At 53.0% G+C, this 20,640-nt stretch carries 19 protein-coding genes and 1 tRNA gene; 10 read left to right on the top strand and 10 right to left on the bottom strand.

Features of this window, described 5'->3' with window-relative positions; genetic code table 11:
- Window positions 1–67 precede the first annotated feature (67 nt).
- Together serA and QFZ34_RS10770 are read left to right on the top strand one after the other, a co-directional pair.
- Window positions 68–1,663 carry a phosphoglycerate dehydrogenase gene (gene serA / locus QFZ34_RS10775; protein WP_115054223.1) on the top strand — a complete coding sequence of 532 codons (1,596 nt, stop codon included), beginning with the start codon at window positions 68–70 and terminating at the stop codon, window positions 1,661–1,663.
- A gap of 15 nt (window positions 1,664–1,678) precedes the next feature.
- On the top strand, window positions 1,679–2,194 hold the full coding sequence (locus tag QFZ34_RS10770; RefSeq protein WP_115054224.1) for a GNAT family N-acetyltransferase: 516 nt from the start codon (window positions 1,679–1,681) through the stop codon (window positions 2,192–2,194).
- On the opposite strand, the gene QFZ34_RS10765 is transcribed toward QFZ34_RS10770, so the two are convergent.
- Window positions 2,172–3,083, bottom strand: coding sequence for a DMT family transporter (locus tag QFZ34_RS10765; RefSeq protein WP_307280645.1), 912 nt, complete (start codon window positions 3,081–3,083; stop codon window positions 2,172–2,174). The two genes, QFZ34_RS10770 and QFZ34_RS10765, sit on opposite strands and share 23 nt — an antisense overlap.
- Before the next feature lie 186 nt (window positions 3,084–3,269).
- Between QFZ34_RS10765 and QFZ34_RS10760 the strand changes: the two genes are divergently transcribed.
- Window positions 3,270–4,562: an adenylosuccinate synthase gene (locus tag QFZ34_RS10760; RefSeq protein ID WP_115054226.1), complete on the top strand. Its 1,293-nt coding sequence runs from the start codon at window positions 3,270–3,272 to the stop codon at window positions 4,560–4,562.
- A gap of 54 nt (window positions 4,563–4,616) precedes the next feature.
- Window positions 4,617–6,200 (top strand): transcriptional regulator, encoded by a 1,584-nt coding sequence (locus QFZ34_RS10755; RefSeq protein ID WP_307280637.1) that lies wholly within the window; start codon window positions 4,617–4,619, stop codon window positions 6,198–6,200.
- Between the two features lie 54 nt (window positions 6,201–6,254).
- Here the strand turns inward: QFZ34_RS10755 and rpoH are convergent, their stop codons facing one another.
- Window positions 6,255–7,166: an RNA polymerase sigma factor RpoH gene (gene rpoH / locus QFZ34_RS10750; protein ID WP_115054228.1), complete on the bottom strand. Its 912-nt coding sequence runs from the start codon at window positions 7,164–7,166 to the stop codon at window positions 6,255–6,257.
- Between the two features lie 226 nt (window positions 7,167–7,392).
- Window positions 7,393–8,394 carry an RluA family pseudouridine synthase gene (locus QFZ34_RS10745; protein ID WP_307280632.1) on the bottom strand — a complete coding sequence of 334 codons (1,002 nt, stop codon included), beginning with the start codon at window positions 8,392–8,394 and terminating at the stop codon, window positions 7,393–7,395.
- 92 nt (window positions 8,395–8,486) lie between these two features.
- On the opposite strand from QFZ34_RS10745, the gene QFZ34_RS10740 reads away from it, so the two are divergent.
- Window positions 8,487–8,885: a fimbrial protein gene (locus QFZ34_RS10740; RefSeq protein ID WP_115054230.1), complete on the top strand. Its 399-nt coding sequence runs from the start codon at window positions 8,487–8,489 to the stop codon at window positions 8,883–8,885.
- A gap of 76 nt (window positions 8,886–8,961) precedes the next feature.
- Window positions 8,962–9,036: transfer RNA gene (locus QFZ34_RS10735), tRNA-Glu, on the top strand.
- A gap of 22 nt (window positions 9,037–9,058) precedes the next feature.
- Here the strand turns inward: QFZ34_RS10735 and QFZ34_RS10730 are convergent.
- Complete coding sequence (locus QFZ34_RS10730; RefSeq protein WP_307280629.1) at window positions 9,059–9,694, bottom strand: glycosyltransferase family 29 protein; 636 nt, start codon at window positions 9,692–9,694, stop codon at window positions 9,059–9,061.
- A 4-nt stretch (window positions 9,695–9,698) separates the two neighbouring features.
- The gene (locus QFZ34_RS10725; RefSeq protein WP_307280626.1) at window positions 9,699–10,889 is read right to left on the bottom strand and encodes an alpha-hydroxy acid oxidase; all 1,191 of its coding nucleotides are present in this window, start codon (window positions 10,887–10,889) and stop codon (window positions 9,699–9,701) included.
- 173 nt (window positions 10,890–11,062) lie between these two features.
- On the opposite strand from QFZ34_RS10725, the gene QFZ34_RS10720 reads away from it, so the two are divergent.
- The gene (locus tag QFZ34_RS10720) at window positions 11,063–11,986 is read left to right on the top strand and encodes a 2-hydroxyacid dehydrogenase (RefSeq protein ID WP_115054233.1); all 924 of its coding nucleotides are present in this window, start codon (window positions 11,063–11,065) and stop codon (window positions 11,984–11,986) included.
- A gap of 33 nt (window positions 11,987–12,019) precedes the next feature.
- Here QFZ34_RS10720 and purU read toward each other — a convergent pair whose 3' ends face one another.
- From purU to cobG, 5 genes are all read right to left on the bottom strand, one after another.
- The gene (purU, locus tag QFZ34_RS10715) at window positions 12,020–12,874 is read right to left on the bottom strand and encodes a formyltetrahydrofolate deformylase (RefSeq protein ID WP_115054234.1); all 855 of its coding nucleotides are present in this window, start codon (window positions 12,872–12,874) and stop codon (window positions 12,020–12,022) included.
- A 157-nt stretch (window positions 12,875–13,031) separates the two neighbouring features.
- Entirely contained in the window at window positions 13,032–14,447 is a 1,416-nt protein-coding gene (gene cobJ / locus QFZ34_RS10710) for a precorrin-3B C(17)-methyltransferase (protein WP_307280621.1), read from the bottom strand.
- Window positions 14,444–15,184 (bottom strand): precorrin-2 C(20)-methyltransferase, encoded by a 741-nt coding sequence (locus QFZ34_RS10705; protein WP_307280619.1) that lies wholly within the window; start codon window positions 15,182–15,184, stop codon window positions 14,444–14,446. The genes cobJ and QFZ34_RS10705 overlap by 4 nt, the downstream gene beginning before the upstream one ends.
- On the bottom strand, window positions 15,184–15,810 hold the full coding sequence (locus tag QFZ34_RS10700; protein ID WP_307280616.1) for a precorrin-8X methylmutase: 627 nt from the start codon (window positions 15,808–15,810) through the stop codon (window positions 15,184–15,186). Before QFZ34_RS10700 ends, QFZ34_RS10705 begins: the two co-directional genes overlap by 1 nt.
- Window positions 15,803–17,173 (bottom strand): precorrin-3B synthase, encoded by a 1,371-nt coding sequence (gene cobG / locus QFZ34_RS10695; protein ID WP_307280609.1) that lies wholly within the window; start codon window positions 17,171–17,173, stop codon window positions 15,803–15,805. The genes QFZ34_RS10700 and cobG overlap by 8 nt, the downstream gene beginning before the upstream one ends.
- A gap of 132 nt (window positions 17,174–17,305) precedes the next feature.
- Between cobG and cbiE the strand changes: the two genes are divergently transcribed.
- From cbiE to QFZ34_RS10680, 3 genes are all read left to right on the top strand, one after another.
- Window positions 17,306–18,520: a precorrin-6y C5,15-methyltransferase (decarboxylating) subunit CbiE gene (gene cbiE, locus QFZ34_RS10690; protein WP_115054239.1), complete on the top strand. Its 1,215-nt coding sequence runs from the start codon at window positions 17,306–17,308 to the stop codon at window positions 18,518–18,520.
- A gap of 147 nt (window positions 18,521–18,667) precedes the next feature.
- On the top strand, window positions 18,668–19,714 hold the full coding sequence (locus QFZ34_RS10685) for a DUF475 domain-containing protein (RefSeq protein ID WP_307280605.1): 1,047 nt from the start codon (window positions 18,668–18,670) through the stop codon (window positions 19,712–19,714).
- 65 nt (window positions 19,715–19,779) lie between these two features.
- A complete protein-coding gene (locus tag QFZ34_RS10680) occupies window positions 19,780–20,577 on the top strand; it encodes a mechanosensitive ion channel family protein (protein WP_307280603.1) in 798 nt (265 codons plus the stop codon).
- Window positions 20,578–20,640 lie beyond the last annotated feature (63 nt).

Here is a 20,640-nt window from a genome sequence, read left to right as displayed (position 1 = left end):
ATTCAGTGGTGGCCGCAACCATGCGGCCATTCCCATTCAATCATGTGATCTTAAGATGGAGGCCATCATGGCACCACGCGTACTCGTATCCGACAAGCTTTCTCCAACTGCCGTGCAAATATTCAAGGATCGCGGCGTTGAAGTCGATTACCTTCCTGATCTTGGCAAGGACAAAGACAAATTGCTCGACGTCATTGATCAGTATGACGGGCTTGCTATCCGCTCTGCGACCAAGGTTACGGAAAAGCTCATAGCTGCCGCCAAGAACCTCAAAGTCATCGGACGGGCTGGTATTGGCGTCGACAATGTTGATATTCCGGCTGCATCCCGCCGCGGTATCATTGTGATGAATACGCCGTTCGGCAACTCGATCACAACGGCAGAACACGCCGTTGCGCTGATGTTTGCCGTTGCTCGCGAATTGCCGGAAGCTGATGCATCGACACGTGCAGGCAAGTGGGAAAAGAACCGCTTCATGGGTGTCGAGATCACCGGCAAGACCCTCGGTGTCATTGGCTGCGGCAATATCGGTTCAATCGTGGCCACGCGTGGTGTTGGCCTCAAAATGCATGTCATAGCTTTCGATCCCTTCCTTTCGGAGGGACGCGCCGAGGAACTCGGTGTTGAGAAAGTTGAACTGGATGAGCTTCTGGCGCGCGCAGATTTCATCAGCCTACATACGCCGATGACGGACAAGACCCGTGGCATCATCAATGCTGATGCTATCGCCAAGATGAAAGATGGTGTTCGCATTATCAATTGCGCACGTGGCGGTCTGATCGTGGAGAAAGATCTCGTCGCAGCTTTGAAATCCGGCAAGGTTGCCGGAGCCGGTATTGACGTTTTTGAAGTTGAGCCGGCGACTGAAAACGAATTATTCCATCTTCCAAACGTGGTTTGCACGCCGCATCTTGGTGCCTCAACCAGTGAGGCGCAGGAGAATGTCGCCTTGCAGGTTGCCGAACAGATGGCGGATTACTTGGTCAAGGGCGCAGTATCCAATGCGATAAACATGCCTTCGATCACCGCTGAAGAGGCACCTCGACTGAAGCCATTTGTCAAACTGGCGGAAGTGTTGGGCGCATTTGTCGGCCAGGTTACCGAAGAGCCTATTGAGGAAGTTGAAGTTCTTTTCGATGGTTCAACAGCCGCGATGAACACACGCGCGCTGATCAGTGCGGCCCTGGCTGGTTTGATCCGCCCGCAGGTCGCCGACGTCAACATGGTCTCCGCGCCAGTTATGGTAAAAGAGCGTGGGATTGTGCTGTCTGAAGTGCGCCGCGACAAGTCGGGCGTATTCGATGGTTATATCAAGCTCACAGTTAAAACCGCGTCACTCACGCGTTCAATTGCTGGAACCTGTTTTTCTGACGGCAAGCCCCGATTCATTCAGATCAAGGGAATCAACCTCGATGCGGAAGTGGGCCAACACATGCTCTATACAACCAACAATGATACGCCTGGCATGATTGGCACGTTGGGAACTATTTGCGGCAGGAACGCAGTCAATATTGCGAACTTTTCGCTTGGCCGCGATCATCCAGGCGGCAATGCGATCGCACTGCTTTATCTTGACGAACGTATTCCAGAGGCAGTTCTGCAGGAATTGATCGACAATAAAGCGATCGTTTCCGCCAAGCCGCTGGAGTTCGACGTTTCCTGATAGTAGAAGCCATTTATGGTATCCGGTTCACAAATATTGCAATGGCGCCCGATGAAGGTGAGCGATCTTGCCTCTGTCAGCGCCATGGCAAATATTATCCATACGGATTTCTTCGAGGCGGATGCCGTTTATCAAGAACGGCTGCAGCTTTATCCGGATGGATGTCATGTCCTGCAGGATGGCGATGGGAAGCTGATTGGATATGCTCTTACCCATCCATGGCTCCTCTATACAATGCCGGCGCTCAATAGCCTGCTTGATCAATTACCCAGCGAACCCACGACGTACTATCTGCACGATATAGCTTTGCTGCCTCAATCCCGCGGCACCGGCGCTGCGCGAGAAATCGTGTCTATTCTTGCTGATCATGCGCAAAGGTCCCGATTCGCAACAATGTCCTTGATTGCGGTAAATGGCTCCACAGGATTCTGGCAAAAGCAGGGATTTAAACCGGATGATCGACCGGAGCTCGAAACGAAGCTTCGGACCTATTCTGACGATGCGCGTTTCATGGTGCGATATCTGGGCTGACTGTTGCATGTTTGCGGCCACTAAGCTCCGCAATCCATATGCCGCCAAGAACGAGTATGAGAGCCACGGCATGGTAAGGCTGGAACGCTTCACCGAGCAGAAAGACTGCGAGAAAAGTGCCAAATATTGGCACGGCATTGATGAAAAGCCCGGCGCGATTTGCGCCGATATATTCGACACCCTTGATGAAAAGCACTTGTGCTACAATTGAAGGCAACACGGCTGTATAGATCACGACAGTCCAGCCCGTTGTGTCCGGCAGCATTGCCGCCCCGACTTGCCATTCCCAAAATGCAAAAGGAACTGCGGTCAGGAAGGCGAAAAAGGTCATCGCCGCCATCAGGCTTTGCCAGTTTAGCTCCGGGCGAAAACGTAGCGCCACCGTATATCCGCTATAAACAAGAATGGCGATCAGCATCAAGGCGTCGCCAAGATTGACCTTCAAGCCCGATAGGCTGGCAAGGTCGCCATGGCCAGCCGTCAATGCGACGCCGATGAGCGACAGGCTAAAGCCGAGCACTTGCCCCAGGCGAACACGTGTCCCAAACAGGATAAGATTGGCAATGAAGATCACCATCGGAATACCTGCCTGCTCAATGGTGACATTGATCGCCGACGTGTAATTCAAGGCGCTGTAGAGGGCCATATTAAAGAAAGTAAATCCGAAAGCACCGAGTGCGGCGAGCAAAGGCATGTATTTGCGCAGAACAGGCCAATCCTGCCGCAATTGGCGGTTGCTGATAATGGCAACGATCAGAAAAGCAAAGAGCCAGCGCAGCACGGTCAAAAGCATGGGAGAAATATGTCCAACGGCAAATTTCCCAGCAACTGCATTGCCACCCCAGAGGAAAGCAGTGATCAGAAGATAGATATAGGCGGTACGATGCATGGGATCAGCTTTTCTGTTTGCACGATTGCTACAACCATTTGGAGCAACATTAGGTTTATTCGTCACAGAAAGCCAAATAGTCGCTCGCAAAGCGTAAAGAATAGTCGCGCTTTTTCAAACCAGCCTGTATAGAAGCACCGCATTTAAGCAAAATGCGTTGGTAGGATTCGACTCAAGGAGTTTTGAATGGCAAACGTTGTCGTGATCGGTTCGCAATGGGGTGACGAAGGCAAAGGCAAGATTGTCGATTGGCTTTCAGAGCGGGCTGATGTCATCGTTCGCTTTCAAGGCGGGCATAATGCCGGCCATACGCTCGTTGTTGATGGCGTCACCTACAAGCTTTCGCTTTTACCTTCGGGCGTTGTTCGTACGGGCAAGCTTTCCATTATCGGAAATGGCGTCGTTTTTGATCCTCACGCCTTCATCGCCGAAAAGGCAAAACTGGAAGCGCAGGGCGTTAAAATTACGCCAGAGACGCTGAAGATTGCCGAAAATACGACGCTTATTCTATCAATCCATGGTGAGTTGGACCGCCGCCGCGAAGCTTCGAATTCGGGCACCAAAATCGGCACGACAGGCCGTGGTATTGGACCTGCCTACGAAGACAAGGTTGGACGCCGCGCTATTCACGTTCTTGACTTGGCCGATCCCGATACACTGCCTGCAAAGATTGAACGTCTGCTCGCACATCATAATCCGCTGCGCCGTGGCCTTGGCATTGAAGAAGTTGACGGAGCAAAGCTTCTAGCCGAACTGAAAGATGCAGCCCCGCATATTCTGCCATTCATGGACCGCGTATGGTACGTCCTTGACCAGAAGAAGCGCGCAGGTGAGCGAATTCTCTTCGAAGGCGCGCAGGGAACATTGCTCGATATCGACCATGGTACTTATCCGTTTGTTACCTCGTCAAATACCGTGGCGGGTCAGGCATCGGCTGGCTCAGGCATCGGACCCGGTTCGCTGCATTACGTGCTTGGCATTACGAAAGCCTACACCACGCGCGTAGGCGAGGGGCCTTTCCCGACCGAGCAGCAAAATGAGGTCGGCGAGTTCCTCGGCCAGCGCGGCCATGAATTTGGCGTGGTCACAGGTCGCAAGCGGCGCTGCGGCTGGTTCGATGCGGTTTTGGTTCGTCAGGCTGTGGCAAATAACGGCATCAGCGGTATCGCTCTTACCAAGCTCGATGTCCTTGATGGGCTTGATGAGATCAAGGTTTGCACCGGTTATGAACTGGATGGCGAGGTCATTGACTATCTTCCGGCAGGCCAAGGCCAGCAGGCTCGCGTCAAGCCAATCTATGTGACATTGGAAGGCTGGAAAGATACCACGGCTGGTGCTCGCAGTTGGAGCGAGCTTCCTGCACAGGCAATCAAATATGTCCGCTACGTGGAAGAATTGATCGGTGCGCCGATCGCACTTTTGTCGACCAGCCCGGAACGGGACGATACGATACTTGTTACCGATCCGTTTCATGATTAGAGTCGTGCGGGTGGCTTGAGGTTAATCTCACAACAAAACCATAGGTTTGGGTGAATGGCAGATTTCGTTGCAGTATTGAGGAAAACAATTGACGGGCTTGCGGACCCAACTCCCGAGCTCCGTCAACGTGTATATGCAAAGGCTCGTGCAACGATCGAGCAAAAACTTGTCACATTGAATGCGCCTGAAGCCGTGTCGAAGCGTCAGATCGCTGCGATTGATGATGCCATTGCCGAAGTGGAAGCCAGTTTCGCACCGGTGGAGGAAAAGGCAGTGACCGTTCCGGAGCCGCTGCCGGTTGCGCCACCACCACCCGTTCCAGATCTTGCACCGCCCCCCACTGCAAACACAAGGCAGGAAGCTGGCCCTTCGTGGTCACGGAGCGAGCCGGTTGCCGCTGCGCCAGTCTTTACGCCGATCGAATCGCAACCAGACGCGCTTGAAGATTTTCTTTCCAGCCAGGACAAGCCAAGTGCCGATAACGAAGAAGAGGACTTCCCAGGCGCGCCTGCCCGTTCGGACCTTTCTCGCAATGAGATTGACGAGAAAGAATTTGGCATCAGCAGTGTTGATGATTCACGCAATGATTATGGAGTCTATACCCGCGGGCCGCTTAAACAAGCTGAGCCGAAACGGTCCTTTGCGCCGCTCTTGAGCATCGTTGCCCTGCTCGCTGTCGTCGCCGGTGTAGCTTATGCGGGTTATACTTGGCGAGAAGATATCTCGAAGCAGGCTGTTGCCGCCAAAGATTATATTGCCAGCCTGATGACCAGCTCTGAGCCCGAAACGGCCACAAATCCGGCTGAGACGGCTGCCAATCAGCCTGCGCCACAACAGCCAGCCAAACCCACGCAACCGGCAACGACGCCCACGGCAACACCCAACTCAACGGAGCCGAAGGGTGAGCCAAAGCTCACGCAAAGGCTGTTGCCTGATGGGCAGGAGATCGATCCCGGCCGTGCCAATGACACGCCGTCAGTGGGCGAAGGTACGTCTGTAGCGACCTCTACATCCGATCCGGCAGCGCAACCGGAAACGTCAGGTCAGCAACCTTCAGGACAGACCCAACCTCCTGCGGCCTTGCCGATTGGTCAGAAGGCGTTCTTCTATGAGGAACGATCCGGGCAGGATGCGCAAAGACGCGAAGAAGGTGGCGTCGTATGGTCCGTCGTCCAGGAATCTCCCGGCAATGATCTGCCGCCGGAGCCTGCGATTCGCGCTGAAGTGACGATTCCGGAACTTGCGATCAAGCTGCGCATGATTATCCGCCGCAATGGTGACAAGACCTTGCCTGCAAGCCATCTCATCGAGATGATTTTCACGGTGCCTGAAGGTTTTGCCGGTGGCTCTATCGACAATGTTTCCCGCATGACTTTCAAGGACAGGGAAGAAGCGCCGGGCAGCCCGCTTGTCGCCATTCCAGCCAAGATCGCGGATAATTTCTTCATTATTGCGATGAATGATGCAAAAACGGCCGTCGATACCAACACTTCGCTGATGCGGCGCATGTCCTGGATTGATATTCCTATCGCATACAAGACTGGCCGCCGCGCGCTTATCACCCTTGAAAAGGGTTTGCCGGGCGAACGGGCCTTTGATGACGTGCTCAAATCATGGGCGACAAAGGTCGGCGGTTAATAGGTTTAAAAAAGGCCGCTTAAGCGGCCTTTTTTAATTGAGTAAAGATGTCTGTCAGTTTGCGTCGGCACCACTGGAAACCAGCGCTTTCTGCTGGCGAATGGCTGCAGCCTTCACAGCATCCTGAACTTTTTCAAAAGCGCGAACTTCGATCTGCCGGACACGCTCGCGGCTAATGCCGAATTCGGTAGACAGATCTTCGAGCGTAATTGGATCGTCCGCCAATCGACGGGCTTCGAAAATCCGGCGTTCACGATCATTCAAGGATGACATGGCGCCGGAGAGCATTTCGCGGCGATTTTCCAGCTCGTCCTGTTCGATGAGCATGGTTTCGGCACTGTCGTGATCATCAACCAGCCAATCCTGCCAATCGCCACCTGCCTCGCCATCCGAAGAACGGATTGGCGCATTAAGTGACGCATCGCCGGAAAGACGGCGGTTCATCGAGATGACCTCATCCTCGGACACGCTCAAGCGGGTTGCGATTTCCTTGACCTGTTCAGGATTCAGATCGCCATCATCCAGCGCCTGAATCTTGCTCTTTACCTTACGCAGGTTGAAGAACAGGCGTTTTTGATTGGCGGTCGTTCCCATTTTGACCAAGCTCCAGGAGCGCAGGACATATTCTTGAATGGAAGCTTTGATCCACCACATGGCATAGGTCGCCAGACGGAAACCACGCTCAGGCTCGAAGCGTTTGACGGCCTGCATCAGGCCGACATTGCCTTCGGAAATAACTTCGCCGATTGGCAGGCCATATCCGCGATAACCCATCGCAATTTTTGCAACGAGACGCAGATGGCTTGTTACCAGCTTATGGGCGGCTTTAGCATCAGTATGCTCCAGATACCGCTTGGCGAGCATGTACTCTTCCTGCGGTTCAAGCATTGGAAACTTGCGGATTTCTTCTAGGTAACGGGTAAGTCCGCCGTCACCGCCTAGAATACTTGGAAGATTTTGGGCCATAGAGCACCCCTCCTCATTTTGAAATGAACCTCCATTATCGGCAGGTTCGCAGCAACCACCCGCCCAGAAACATTGGCGCGAGCAGATTAATGCTATGCATATATAGGTATCATTTTGTCAAAAACACGGTGCATTTCGTAATGAAACAAAGCGTCACATAAATGTGAACAATCGTGTCATATATATTCACCGAGCCAAACGCGCCAGAAGCCGAAAGGTTCCCTTGTTATTGATATCCGCGAAATGCCTCAAGCAGTTCAGCCATATCGGTGGGAAGTGGGGCTTCAAAACGCATAAGATCGCCTGTCATCGGATGTTCAAAGGCCAGAAGCCGCGCGTGCAATGCCTGGCGATTGAAGCCTTTGACAATAGATTGCAATGGCTCATCAAATTTATTTGCCTTGGTTTTGTACGCACCGCCATACTCCATATCGCCTACCAGCGGATGGCCGATATGAGTCATATGTACGCGGATCTGGTGTGTTCTGCCGGTCTCAAGCTGGCATTCGACCAAGGATGCAAGCGCTGTGGAATCTTCGCGAGCACCAAAACGTTCAAGCACTTCAAAATGCGTGACAGCATGGCGGGCGTCGTCCCGTTCTTCGTGAACAATAGCTTGTTTGGTCCGGTCTCGGTGCGAGCGGCCAAGATGGGCATCTATCGTACCAGTTGTCCTGTCGGGCGTGCCCCAGACTATTGCCAGATAAGCACGCTCAAGGTCTCCGGTGCGGCCATGATCAGCAAATTGTGCACTCAAATGCCGGTGGGCAAGATCGTTCTTAGCGACCACGATGACACCACTGGTTTCCTTGTCGAGGCGATGAACAATCCCGGGCCGTTTTACGCCGCCAATGCCTGATAGCGTATCCCCGCAATGGTGTATCAAGGCATTGACGAGCGTGCCGGACCAGTTGCCATTGCCGGGATGAACGACAAGGCCAGCCGGCTTGTTGATAACAATAAGATCTGTGTCTTCATAAAGAATATCGAGAGGAATGTTCTCCCCGGATGGCGCTGCATCTTCCGGTTCTGGAATTATGATCTCAATGCTCATGCCGTCGCGAAGCTTATATTTGGTCTCGCTGATTACTTTGCCGTCAATGGTTACCTGACCGCCGCCTATCAGCGCCTGAATACGATTTCGCGACAGGTCAGGCGCCAGTTGAGCAGACAACCAAGCGTCGAGACGCTTGCCTGCAGCATCGATATCGGTAATTAGCGCTTTCAAAAACCTAGTCCCTTCGTTACAGAAGCCTACCGCGCTGCGTCCGCTAGCTTAAGCGAGATGCGAGTGCGAGTTAAAACTCGGAGATGCCGTGCATGGCAAATATAAATCCAGACCTGGATGGCGAAGAACAGCCTCTGGACCCGGCAATGGAGCGGGTTCGCCGCAAGATGATCCGGCTGCTAGCTGTGTCCATCGGTATTATGGTCATTGGTCTTATGGCGGTGCTTGCGGCGATTGTCTACAAGATTAACCAGCCTGTAGCGGATGTACCAGTTGCGCCTAGCGTCGTTTCGCCCGGCCAGGCTCTTGGTGCAGCGCTGACGGGAGAATCGATAGTCCTAGATCCCGGCACCCGAATATTGTCGCACAACCTTTCCGATAACACGCTTTCACTGGAAACCAGATTGGCCAACGGCACTCGGCAAATCCTTATTTATGACATAGCGACCAAGCGCGTCGTAGCCCGTATTGCCGAAGCGACCGGTAATTAGGCAAAGAGTGTGGTGGTTGCAAATGACCATTGCACTTTTCGCCTGCCTTGATTATACCCGCGACATCGACTGCGATGCGCCCATCGTCTAGCGGTTAGGACGGCGCCCTCTCACGGCGCAAACAGGGGTTCGATTCCCCTTGGGCGTACCAATTCATCTTTATTGTCAGGTCGTTAAACCAGCGGGAAAATACGTCCCTGTTGTATCTGTTCGTCGACCCAATGCTGTTCATTTCCCCAGGAATGCCTTTTCCAGCCTTGCCAGCTGAAGCCGCAGAACTCAACACGGGTTGAATCCGTTCCAAGAGTTTCAATCACATAGCGGATAGCCAGCACTCCGGAGCTTGGAAAAATCTTACTGAAATCGCTGGTAGAGATATCAAGTATCCGGCAGGTTTCGTAGTAGAATTCGGCGGAGAGGACGGTCGTCTTTTTGCCCAGTGCCTGGACCTTTTTCAATGTTTCTGCCGTCCAATCTGCCTTGCGACCCTTTAAACGGGACAGGAGGTTTGGCCGCGGATGATACTGTCTGACGATTGAAGGGTGGTAGGGGAGAATAATCTCCTTCGCATCTCGCACAAACGGCTCTTGCCAATAAGAGGGCGTTTCCAAACGTGCCTGCATTGATTTGCCGGAGTTCATCAGGAAGAGAATATCAGTCTTGCTGCCGGTCAATTCAGGAATGATAACCGCTTCATTGAACCGGATAACGATGTCAGCGCTATCTATGGCGTGAGCCACGCCCGGCCTTACAGGTCCATTGCCAACGATGACAATCCTTTTGAACAGACCTGAGAGCGAACGCGTCATTTTATCAGCCAGTTTTCTTTTTCTTGACCTGAGCCATGCGCGGTTTGGTTTCAAGACCGCTCTTATAGAGATTGTTGCGATCAAGGACCTTCACATCCCGTTCGCCGCACAAAGCCATCGTAATATCGAGCTCCTTGCGGATAATCTCCAACGCTTCCGTCACACCGGCCTTGCCGCCAGCGCCCAGACCATAGAGAAAAGCCCGGCCAATGAAGGTCCCTTTGGCGCCAATGGCAAGTGCTTTCAGAACGTCCTGCCCAGAACGAATACCGCCATCAAACAGAACTTCAATCTTGTCACCGACGGCGTCGACGATTTCGGCAAGCACGGAAATGGAAGAGGGAGCGCCATCCAGCTGCCGTCCTCCATGATTGGACACGATGATTGCGTCAGCGCCCGTGGCCGCAGCAATTTTGGCATCTTCAACGTCAAGAATACCCTTGATGATGAGCTTGCCGCCCCATCTTTCCTTGATCCATGCCACGTCACTCCAAGAAAGGCGCGGATCGAACTGTTCAGCGGTCCAGACACCCAGCGACGCCATACTCTCTACACCCTTAACGTGACCGATGATGTTGCCGAACCCACGGCGTTTCGTTTTCAGCATGCCCATGCACCATTGTGGACGGGTCATCATCTGCCAGAGAAAGGATGGTGTTATTTTGGGTGGGGCGGACAGGCCATTGCGAATATCCTTATGGCGCTGGCCGAGAATTTGAAGATCCAGCGTTAGGACAAGAGCTGAGCATTTGGCCGCTTTGGCACGATCAATCAGATTATTGATAAAGTCGCGGTCACGCATGACATAAAGCTGAAACCAGAATGGCTTTTTCGTAACTGATGCAACGTCCTCGATAGAGCAGATGCTCATGGTGGACAGGGTAAACGGAACGCCGAAATCTTCTGCGGCTTGAGCTGCGAGCATCTCGCCATCCGCATGCTGCATGCCGGTCAGGCCGGTCGGTGCCAATGCGACTGGCATTGAAACTGGCTGGCCAACCATTGTTGACTCCAAGGTCCGCTCTGCCATGTCGACAGCAACACGCTGACGTAATTGGATCTTGGCGAAATCCTCCTCATTGGCGCGATAGGTGCTTTCGGTCCAGGCGCCTGAATCAGCATAATCAAAGAACATTTTTGGAACGCGACGCTGCGCGATTCTTTTCAGGTCAGCTATTTCCAGATTCTTGGCCATATTCTTCCCGCTTTAAATATCTGTTTTTCATATGAGTGGCTCGGTGAGGCAAGCACTTTGTACGCGATAATCATATACGAGTGAGCGCTTCACGAGTAAATGGTTTGTCATTGTTATCGAAACATCGTTATGTTCAGCATATTCTTCACGCATGATCCATAGGACTCATTCTCATGTCAAAGCAACCACTTCTCATTCTCGGACCGCTTATGCCCTATCTCATTGAAGAGTTGGGTAAAAAGTACGAGATCGAGAAGCTATATGAGGAGAAGGATGCGCTGGGTTTTCTGCAAGCCCATGCGCCACGCTTTGAGGCGGCTGTGACGAGCACTTTCACGGGGCTGAAGGCAGACATGATTGACCTTCTAACCGCCGTGAAAATTGTTTCGTCATTTGGCGTCGGCACCGACTCTCTTGACGTGGCCTATGCCAATAAGAAGGGCATAAAAATTGCCAATACGCCGGATGTTCTCAACGAAGACACAGCAAACATGGCAATAACACTTTTGCTTGCCTCAACGAGAGACATCGTCGCCAATGACCGGTTTGTACGGGAAGGCCGATGGGCGAAGGGCGAAGCCGCTCCTCTGGCGCTCGGCATTGAGGGAAAGAAAGTCGGGCTTGTCGGGCTGGGGCGGATTGGGAGCGTAATCGCGACCAAGCTCTTGGCTTTTGGCTGCGATGTTGTCTACCACACGCGTAACAAGAAGCCCGACATCTCATTTAAGCATTATGACAATCTGGTTGAGATGGCCGGCGACTGCGCAGCATTGATTGCTATCCTGCCGGGCGGCGAGGCAACGCAGGGTGTCATTTCTCGCGAAGTTTTGCAGGCACTTGGGCCCGAGGGAACATTCATCAATGTTGCTCGCGGAACCGTCGTTGATGAAATTGCACTGGTCGAATTGTTGAAGTCAAAGGAACTCGGCCGGGCCGGGCTTGACGTTTTTGTTGACGAGCCCAACGTGCCTGCGGACTTGTTCGCATTGGATAATGTAGTTCTACAGCCGCATATGGGCAGCGCCACGGTTGAAACCCGCAAGGCCATGGCTGACCGCGTTGTCTCCAATCTCGATAATTATTTCGCGGCCAAATAGGCCGCGAGCAACTTCCGTTCAGGCAAGAAAGCTTTAGCCGAAGACGACTGTCTTGTGGCCATTGAGCATAACGCGCGATTCAAGATGTTTCTTGACCGCGCGGGCCAACACTCGGCTTTCGATATCACGGCCCGTGGCTACAAAATCTTCTGCGCTCATGGCGTGGGTTACGCGTTCAGTTTCCTGTTCGATAATGGGACCTTCATCAAGGTCGGGCGTCACGTAATGAGCCGTTGCACCAATCAGCTTCACGCCACGCTCGAAAGCCTGGTGATAAGGCTTTGCACCTTTGAAGCTTGGCAGGAAGGAGTGGTGAATATTGATAACCTTGCCAAACAGCCGCTTCGAGAGATTGTCGGAAAGGACCTGCATGTAGCGGGCAAGAATCACAAGATCAGCACCAGTGTCTTTGACAATTTTGAGCAGCGCATCTTCTTGCTCTTTCTTGTTGTCCTTTGACACGGGAAGCACGTGATATGGGATGCCTTCGTGGTCGGCAAAACGTCGGCTGTCTTCATGATTGGAGACGATCGCCGCGACTTCCGCATCGAGCCAGCCTACCTTGATCTGATAAATCAAGTGCAGCAAAGCGTGGTCGAAACGCGAGACCATGATAATGATTCTTGGCTTCTTTGATTGATCGATGAGGCTTGTCTTCATATCGAAGCGAGTAACAGCAGGTTTGAGCGCTCGCTCTACATCGTCTTTCGATGTTCCTTCGGCAGCCGTAAATGCAATGCGCATGAAGAAGCGGTTGGTTTGGCGATCCCAGAACTGATTGCTTTCAGCAATATTGGCATCCATGCCTGCTAGTTCTGTGGTTACCGAGGCAACAATTCCTGGCCGGTCTTCACAGGTAAGCGTCAGGACATAATTCTGGTCTGGCATGGGAACTCCGTCTGTCGTCATTCAGTGATCTTGGCAATTGTGCGGGATCATAGGGGGCACCGTTGAAATGCGTCGACACAAAAACGAAGTGCTCAGTCCTTTTTCCGGCATCCTTGACCGAGGCGATTGTCTTTTGTCGATTAGATGATGGATTACATCAGGAGTCAGGCTTGATGCCATACCATCGGGGTGTGTAAGTCCATTCCCCGCCATCCGTTTTGGGAAAACTGCGCGTTAATGACGAGCCGACAATGATGACCGTGCGCATGTCGACCTGTTCTGGCGTCAAGTCTTCCAGCCGTATCGTTCGCAGGGTCTCAGCCGGGCGGCCAATATCACGGCCCAGGACAACCGGCGTATCGGGATTGCGATGCTGGCGCAGCAACTCTATCGCCCGGGGCAATTGCCAGGGCCGCGGCTTGGAAATCGGGTTGTAGAAGGCAAAAGCAAAATCTGCTTCGGCGGCCAGTGAAATGCGTTTTTCGATAATCTCCCAAGGCTTCAGATTATCCGACAATGAAATGATGCAAAAATCATGACCAAGGGGCGCACCGCTTTTGCTCGCTGCAGCAAGTGCAGCAGAGACACCCGGCAATATTTCCAGCTCTACACTATGCCATGCAGGATTGTCGGAGTCGTGCAAGGCTTCGATCACCGCTGCAGCCATGGCGAAAACGCCGGGGTCACCGGAAGAAACCATCACCACGGACCGGCCTGTTGCAGCAAGTTCAAAAGCATGGCGGGCACGCTGCATCTCTTCGCGATTATCGGTCGCATGGATGGTCTGGTTGGGCCGAAAGGTTCCAGCCATGCGAATATAGGTTTCATAGCCAAGAATGTCTTGAGCCTGTTGCAGTGCATGTTTGACGGCGGGAACCATAAAATCGGGATTGCCCGGGCCAAGACCTATAACACTGAGTTTTCCTCGTGGACGAGTCTGATCGACCTGTGCGGTTGATTGAAATACCAATTCATTTTCGCCTGCGACCACGTCATCGGGCGTCACCCGGATAAGCAATTCGCCCTCATCATTCAGTGGCAGACGCGCATCGGCAAGCCAAGGCGCACTTCCTTCTATGCGCACGGTCTTTCCGGCAAGCATATCGGCAATGAACTTCTTGGCATTTCCGGGATTCTTCAGCTGGAATTCGGGCGGTGGATTTAGCAGGCATGTCCCGAAACGAAGCTCGCCAGAGGTAGTGATAGCAGCTGGAACATTGAGAATCGTAGCAATCTGGCGCGCCAGAATATTGACGCCAGTCGTTCCGCCGAGCAGCGGGACCACTGTGCTACCATCATCCGCGACGGCAAGTACAGGCGGCTCCGCGCCCTTGTTCTCCAAGATGGATGCGAGCGAACGAATGATAATTCCTGCCGAGCAAAGTGCGATAATGGGATGGCCTGTCTGATAAAGCTGGCGGACAGTGTCACCAAAATTTTCGAAGCTTTCGTCAGCCCCTTCGACGCGCGTATCAAGCCCGTAGATGGTGCTTCCATCCAAGGCCGACTTAATTTGCAATGCTGTTTGCAAACCTAAGGCGGAGAGAACCAAAATAATGGGGGAGGCCATCATTCGCCGTTGCCTTGCCACTTTTCTCCGGGAACCAGAATCAGCGAGAAGTAGGGGGATGACGCCGGATCCACTTCGCTGAGCGGTACGATTTTCTGGGCGTCCATAGTCGCCCGTTCAACGTAAAGCGCGCGGTCCATCAGGCCGAGCTCAGCAATAACATCACGCACCTTTGCGAGGTTTTTGCCAAGCTTCATAATCGCTGCGGCTTCCGTGGCGGCAAGTCTTGTCTTCAATTCTTCCGCCGGAAGCACTCCGGAGAGAACCGTCAGGGTTTGATTGCGGTAGACAAGCGGTGCGCCAAGAACTGCCGCGCCGCCCAGGATCGAACACACACCGGGCACGACCTCTGTCTGATAGTCTTCGGCCAGGCGATCATGGATATACATGAATGAGCCATAGAAAAAGGGATCGCCTTCAGCGATGACTGCCACATCTAATCCCGCATCCAGATGAGTGCGCAAAACGCCGGTGATTTCGCTGTAAAAATCGCTGACAATCGCCTCGTAATTCATATGAGCTGGCAATATCTCGGTTGTAACCGGATAAATCAGCGGCACCAGCAACTGGCTGTCGCTGAGGTATTTTTCAACAATGGTCAGAGCATTACCCTTTTTGCCCTTTGCGGCATGGTAGGCTACGACCGGCGCAGACTGAAGTAGCCGCAACGCCTTCAATGTGATGAGCTCCGGATCGCCGGGACCGACGCCCAGTCCGAACAGTCTTCCCTGCGCCGCCATTATTCTTTCTCCGACGCAAGCGCATTAATGGCGGCTGCAGCCATGGCGCTGCCACCACGACGCCCATGAACAACGACAAAAGGAATGCCATGGGTATTTTCGGCAAGCGCAGCTTTTGATTCCATTGCACCGACAAAGCCAACTGGAAAGCCAAGCACCAGTGCGGGACGCGGAGCGCCTTCCTCAATCATTTCGAGAAGCCGAAAAAGCGCGGTTGGAGCATTGCCAAAGGCAACGACAGCCCCCTCCAGATGAGGATGCCAGAGTTCAAGAGCCGCAGCAGAGCGTGTGTTACCCATCTCCATTGCCAGTGCTGGCACGGAGGGGTCGTTCAATGTGCAGATGACTTGATTATCACGAGGCAAGCGGGCGCGTGTGACGCCCTCCGCAACCATGCGCGCATCACACAAGATCGGTGCGCCTGCAAGCAAGGCGTTTCGTCCTGCTGTCGCAGCGCCATCCGAAAATGCCAGATCCTCAATCACATCAACCATCCCGCAGGCATGGGCAACGCGCACGGCAAGTTTTTCCAGATCGGCAGGAATGCGGCTTAGGTCAGCCTCAGAGCGAATGATAGCGAAGGAGCGATCATAGATCGCTTGGCCATCGCGAATGTAGTCAAGCATGTGATGGCCCCCCGGAGCCGAAATTAGCGCCGATCAGTTCGGCCGATTCCTCGATAGTGCGGTTGCTAGCCAATAGCTTGCCAAATCGCGACGGTCCATTGGTCGCTTGCAGAAAGATATCATAGCGACCCGCAGAGGTTGCTACGAGCGTTACGGGTTTTGCCATAGGTGAGGCGCAGGACTTGCTGCATCCGGTAAGGTGTATTTGCGGCATCTCGGATTTGCCGGCAAGCAAGGTGGCGAGGCGGATACCATCCGATTGCGTCGCCGCCAGCGCGGATTTGCAGCCAGCCGATCCGGAGCAGCTGATCATCGTTGCAATGGGCTCCAGAGGATCACTGGTAAGCCCAAGTGCACGCAGTGCTTCGAGCGCATCTTCGGCATGATCCTTCGCTACTCCGGATAAAAGCACACTTTGCCATGGCGTCAATTGCAGCGCCCCTGAGCAGTAACGATCGGCAATCGCGGCCAGATTACGCAGTATATCGGGATTTAAGCGACCAAGTGGTGGCATTGCGCCGACCATCTGGAAACTCGCATTGGAGGTTTTCACGATACCCAGATGACCATTTGTCTGCGGTGGAGTCCTGCGCCACTGACCGAGATCTGCATTGCGGAGAGACTTGTCAAATCGCCCCTCAACACGACCAATAAAGTGATCCCGGCCCAAATCCGCAAGCATATGGCGTAAACGCGATGCATCTGGATTGGCAATGTTCCATTCGATGAAAAGATCGAGAATGGCGGTTACCAGTTCGAAGGATCTCTCTGTGCTGACTAGTCCCAGAGCGGATTGATCCCTTGCAAGAACAGGGGGAGTGCCAGCGATACCAAAGGCGTAGGCAGAAGCCGGATTTTCCGGGTTGATCGGACTTAGCCAAAGATCGTTCGGATGAGTGACCATAGCAACATCCTCACCTCCATCGATGAGTATACAGAATTTGGGTGAGAGCGTCTGATAGCGAGGGTTTGTCTGCAATTCTGTCAGAATGCGCATAGCCAGAGGCCTGATGTCGCTTTTTTTATCGTCTTGTCCGACAAGCGGGCTGATCATGACATTGCGTATGTCATCCCCCTTGTCAGTCAGAGGCCCCAACCCGAGCGCGAGCAAACTGTCGACAAGCGCGTCTTCGCTGTCCGGGCGAACGCCGCGGATTTGCACATTTGCCCGATTGGTAATGTCGATGATTCCATTACCAAACTCTTCAGCGGCCCGGGCTATCCCTCTTGCCTGATCGGAAGTGAGGTTGCCGAACGTCAGTTTTACCCGGCATATTCGGCCATCCAGCGCTTGTGCCATACGAAACAACCCCGGACAGGCGGAGCGCCGGTCATGGACTAAAATTTTGCGGACGGGTTTCATTATCAGGCTCATGGCTTTGACGGTTTTACAGGATGGCGCAGGGTGTGCCAACCATTCTCATAGCTGTAACCTTCGTTGACCCATCTTGCGCTTTCGGGCATGCATGGCATTGAACGTTCAACGGGATAGATGATGGCGCAGTGGCTTACGATAATCGGGATTGGTGAAGACGGATATGAGGGGCTTGGGCAGAATGCACGGGCCGCCCTGAAGGCTGCGGGCACCATATTCGGCGGCAAGCGTCACCTTGATCTCCTGCCCGAAGAATTTGGCGCCAAGCGTATAGCATGGCCGACACCGTTTTCAGACGCCTATGCGATGCTGCTTGCCTTGCGTGGAAACGCAGTTGTCGTTCTGGCAAGCGGCGATCCGATGCATTACGGCATGGGGGCAACGCTCACGCGGTACTTGAGCGCGGAGGAAATGCTGGTTTTGCCTTCGCCTTCATCATTCTCGCTTGCTGCTGCTGCTATGGGTTGGCCCATACAAGACATAGAGTTGCTCAGTGTTCATGGACGAGCGCTCGAAACCTTGGCGAAGTCCTTTGTGCCTGATGCAAAGCTGCTTATTCTCAGCAATGATGGTGAAACGCCTACCCATGTGGCACGGCTTTTGATCGAGTCGGGCTTTACTACGGCTCGTCTGACTGTGCTCGAGCATTTAGGAGGCGAGAATCAACGGCGCATTGATGGTGTTGCACAAAGCTGGAACCAATTGCGTTGTGCAGACCTCAATGTTCTTGCAGTGGATTGTGGGCAGCCTGATCAATTCTCGCTCTCATATCCCCTTATGGCGGGTCTGTCAGACGAGGCTTACCAACATGACGGGCAGTTGACGAAGCGGGATGTGCGAGCAGTAACCTTGGCGCATCTGGCACCCTTGCCGCGCGAATTGCTTTGGGATGTCGGAGCAGGATGCGGCTCGATCGGCATTGAGTGGATGCGCTCGCACCCGACATGCAAGGCGATTGCGATCGAGGCCGACGAGAAGCGGCAGGCTCTGATTATCCAGAATAGTAAAACGCTTGGCGTGCCCGGCCTCGAACTTGTGCGGGGGCAAGCGCCGGATGCACTGGCGGAGCTCAACACTCCCGATGCGATTTTCATCGGCGGTGGCGTGACTGATCCCGGGGTTTTGGATGCATGCTGGCTTGCATTGAAGCCGGGTGGCAGGCTTGTCGCAAATGCTGTTACCATTCAAAGCGAAATGGCGCTGGTCGGTTGGCGGGAAGTGCATGGTGGAGATCTCATCAAGCTAAGCGTGTCGCATGCGCAGCCGCTTGGAAGCTTTGATAGTTGGCGATCAGCCTTGCCCGTTACTATTTATACCGTTCGCAAGCAGGTGTAAGGAGTTCGCGACAGGATTAAGACAGGATTATGCTTTCTAAGGGTAGTGGGAGATTGCATTCGGGTGGAAATTCATATTCTTAACGTAATAAAAAACGTTGAAGTCCCGTCCTGATGGCAATCAGGGAGTCAGGAGCAGGAAACACGCATGGCAACTTATAAATATTTCATCTGGCCAATTCTTTTCACAATTTTCGGATTGGCGGCCGGGGCCTGGATAGGCTTCATCTACTCCGGAAATATACAGGGCGCATTGTCGGTGCTGTTTATCTGCGTTGTGCTTGGTGTATTGGAAATATCGCTGTCATTCGACAACGCCATCGTAAATGCCAAAATACTCAAGGACATGGACCCGGTCTGGCAGCATCGCTTCCTGACATGGGGCATCATCATAGCCGTTTTCGGCATGCGCATTGTTTTCCCGCTTGCCATTGTGGCAGTTGCCGCCTGGATTGATCCGATTTCCGCGATGAAACTGGCCATCTCCAATCCTGAAGAATATGCGCGCATAATGAAGGAGGCGCATGTCGGAATTGCTGCTTTTGGCGGTACTTTCCTCCTGATGGTGGGGCTTAAATTCTTCTTCGATCATGAGAAAGACGTTCATTGGATCAAGCTCATCGAAAGCCGCGCATCCCGCTTTGCATCAATTCAGGGCATTGAAGTCGGCGTTGTTCTTGTCCTGATCATTTTCTTCTCCCGCCAACTCGTTGGAGAAGACTCGGTAACGTTCCTGACATCGGCCATTTACGGGCTGCTTACATTCCTTGTTGTCGAAGGTATTGGTGCCGTACTGGACGCCACTCAGGAGCAGATGGATACTGTTCACAAGGGTGGATTGGGCGCATTCCTTTACCTCGAAGTGCTCGATGCGAGTTTCTCTTTCGACGGTGTCATTGGCGCTTTTGCCCTTTCAACCAACCTTTTTGTCATCGCCATCGGCCTTGGTATCGGTGCGTTCTATGTAAGGTCGCTCACAATCATGCTGGTCGAAAAGGAAACGCTCGGTCAGTATCGATATCTGGAGCACGGCGCATTTTATGCGATCCTCGTTCTAGCAGTCATCATGTATTGCCAGACACTGTTCCACATTCCGGAAGTAATCACCGGTCTGATTGGTGCAACGCTGATAGTATTCTCGCTGGTTTCGTCGATCATTTATCGTCGCCGTAATCCGGAAGCTATCGAAGCTTAGCCGTTTGACGGAACTATCCGAACGCCATAGGGGTTGAACCTTCTTGCCAAAAGGAGACCACCCCTATGGAACTTGATCCCCAGAACTCCCTTTCCGCCATTCAGGCAGCGATTGATCAAGCCAGAGTGCTGATCGTCACCTATTCATTCTCGGTCATAGGCGCGATCTTGTTGCTGATCGTCGGCTTTCTTGCCGCCCGTTTGGTAGAGCGCTGGGTCTATGCTGGACTTGGGCAGGTGAGCGGGTTTGACATGACGCTGCGCCGGTTCTTCTCAAAGATTGCGCGCTATATGGTCTTAGGCCTTGTAATCGTTATGGTTCTTGGCCAGTTCGGAATTCAAACCGCGTCGATGATCGCTGCCATTGGTGCAGTCGGTCTGGCCATTGGCTTGGCGCTGCAGGGAACCTTGCAGAATATTGCTGCGGGGATCATGTTGCTTGCGCTTCGTCCTCTGCGTATTGGCGAATATGTAGAGGTCGGCAGTATTTCCGGCACCGTCGAGGAAATCGGACTATTCGCAACACGTTTGCGCTCTGCCGATGGTATATATTTGCTTGCGCCAAATTCAACTCTTTGGACTCAGCCGGTGAAGAATTTCACGCGCAATGGTGCAAGACGAAATGACATCACGGTTACTATTGATAATGCTGACGACTTCGACAAGATACAAGCAACGCTGACCGCTCTTGCCGTAAACAGTCCTTATGTGAAAGAAACCCCCGCCCCGGATACATTCATTGCTGAGTTGGGCGAAACGACGATGAGTGTAACGCTACGATATTGGACGACCGTCCCGGATTTTCTTTTCGCAAAAATCGAGCTGAACAAGAGCGTAAGAAAAGCGTTGAATGTCAAAGAATAGCGGATAATCAAATCATTTGCATTGCATCGGTAAGTGATCGGTTTTTATGGATGAAATACCAAA

The organism is Phyllobacterium ifriqiyense, assembly GCF_030817885.1.
GTDB lineage: Bacteria > Pseudomonadota > Alphaproteobacteria > Rhizobiales > Rhizobiaceae > Phyllobacterium > Phyllobacterium ifriqiyense.
This window is presented reverse-complemented; position numbering and strand designations above follow the sequence as displayed.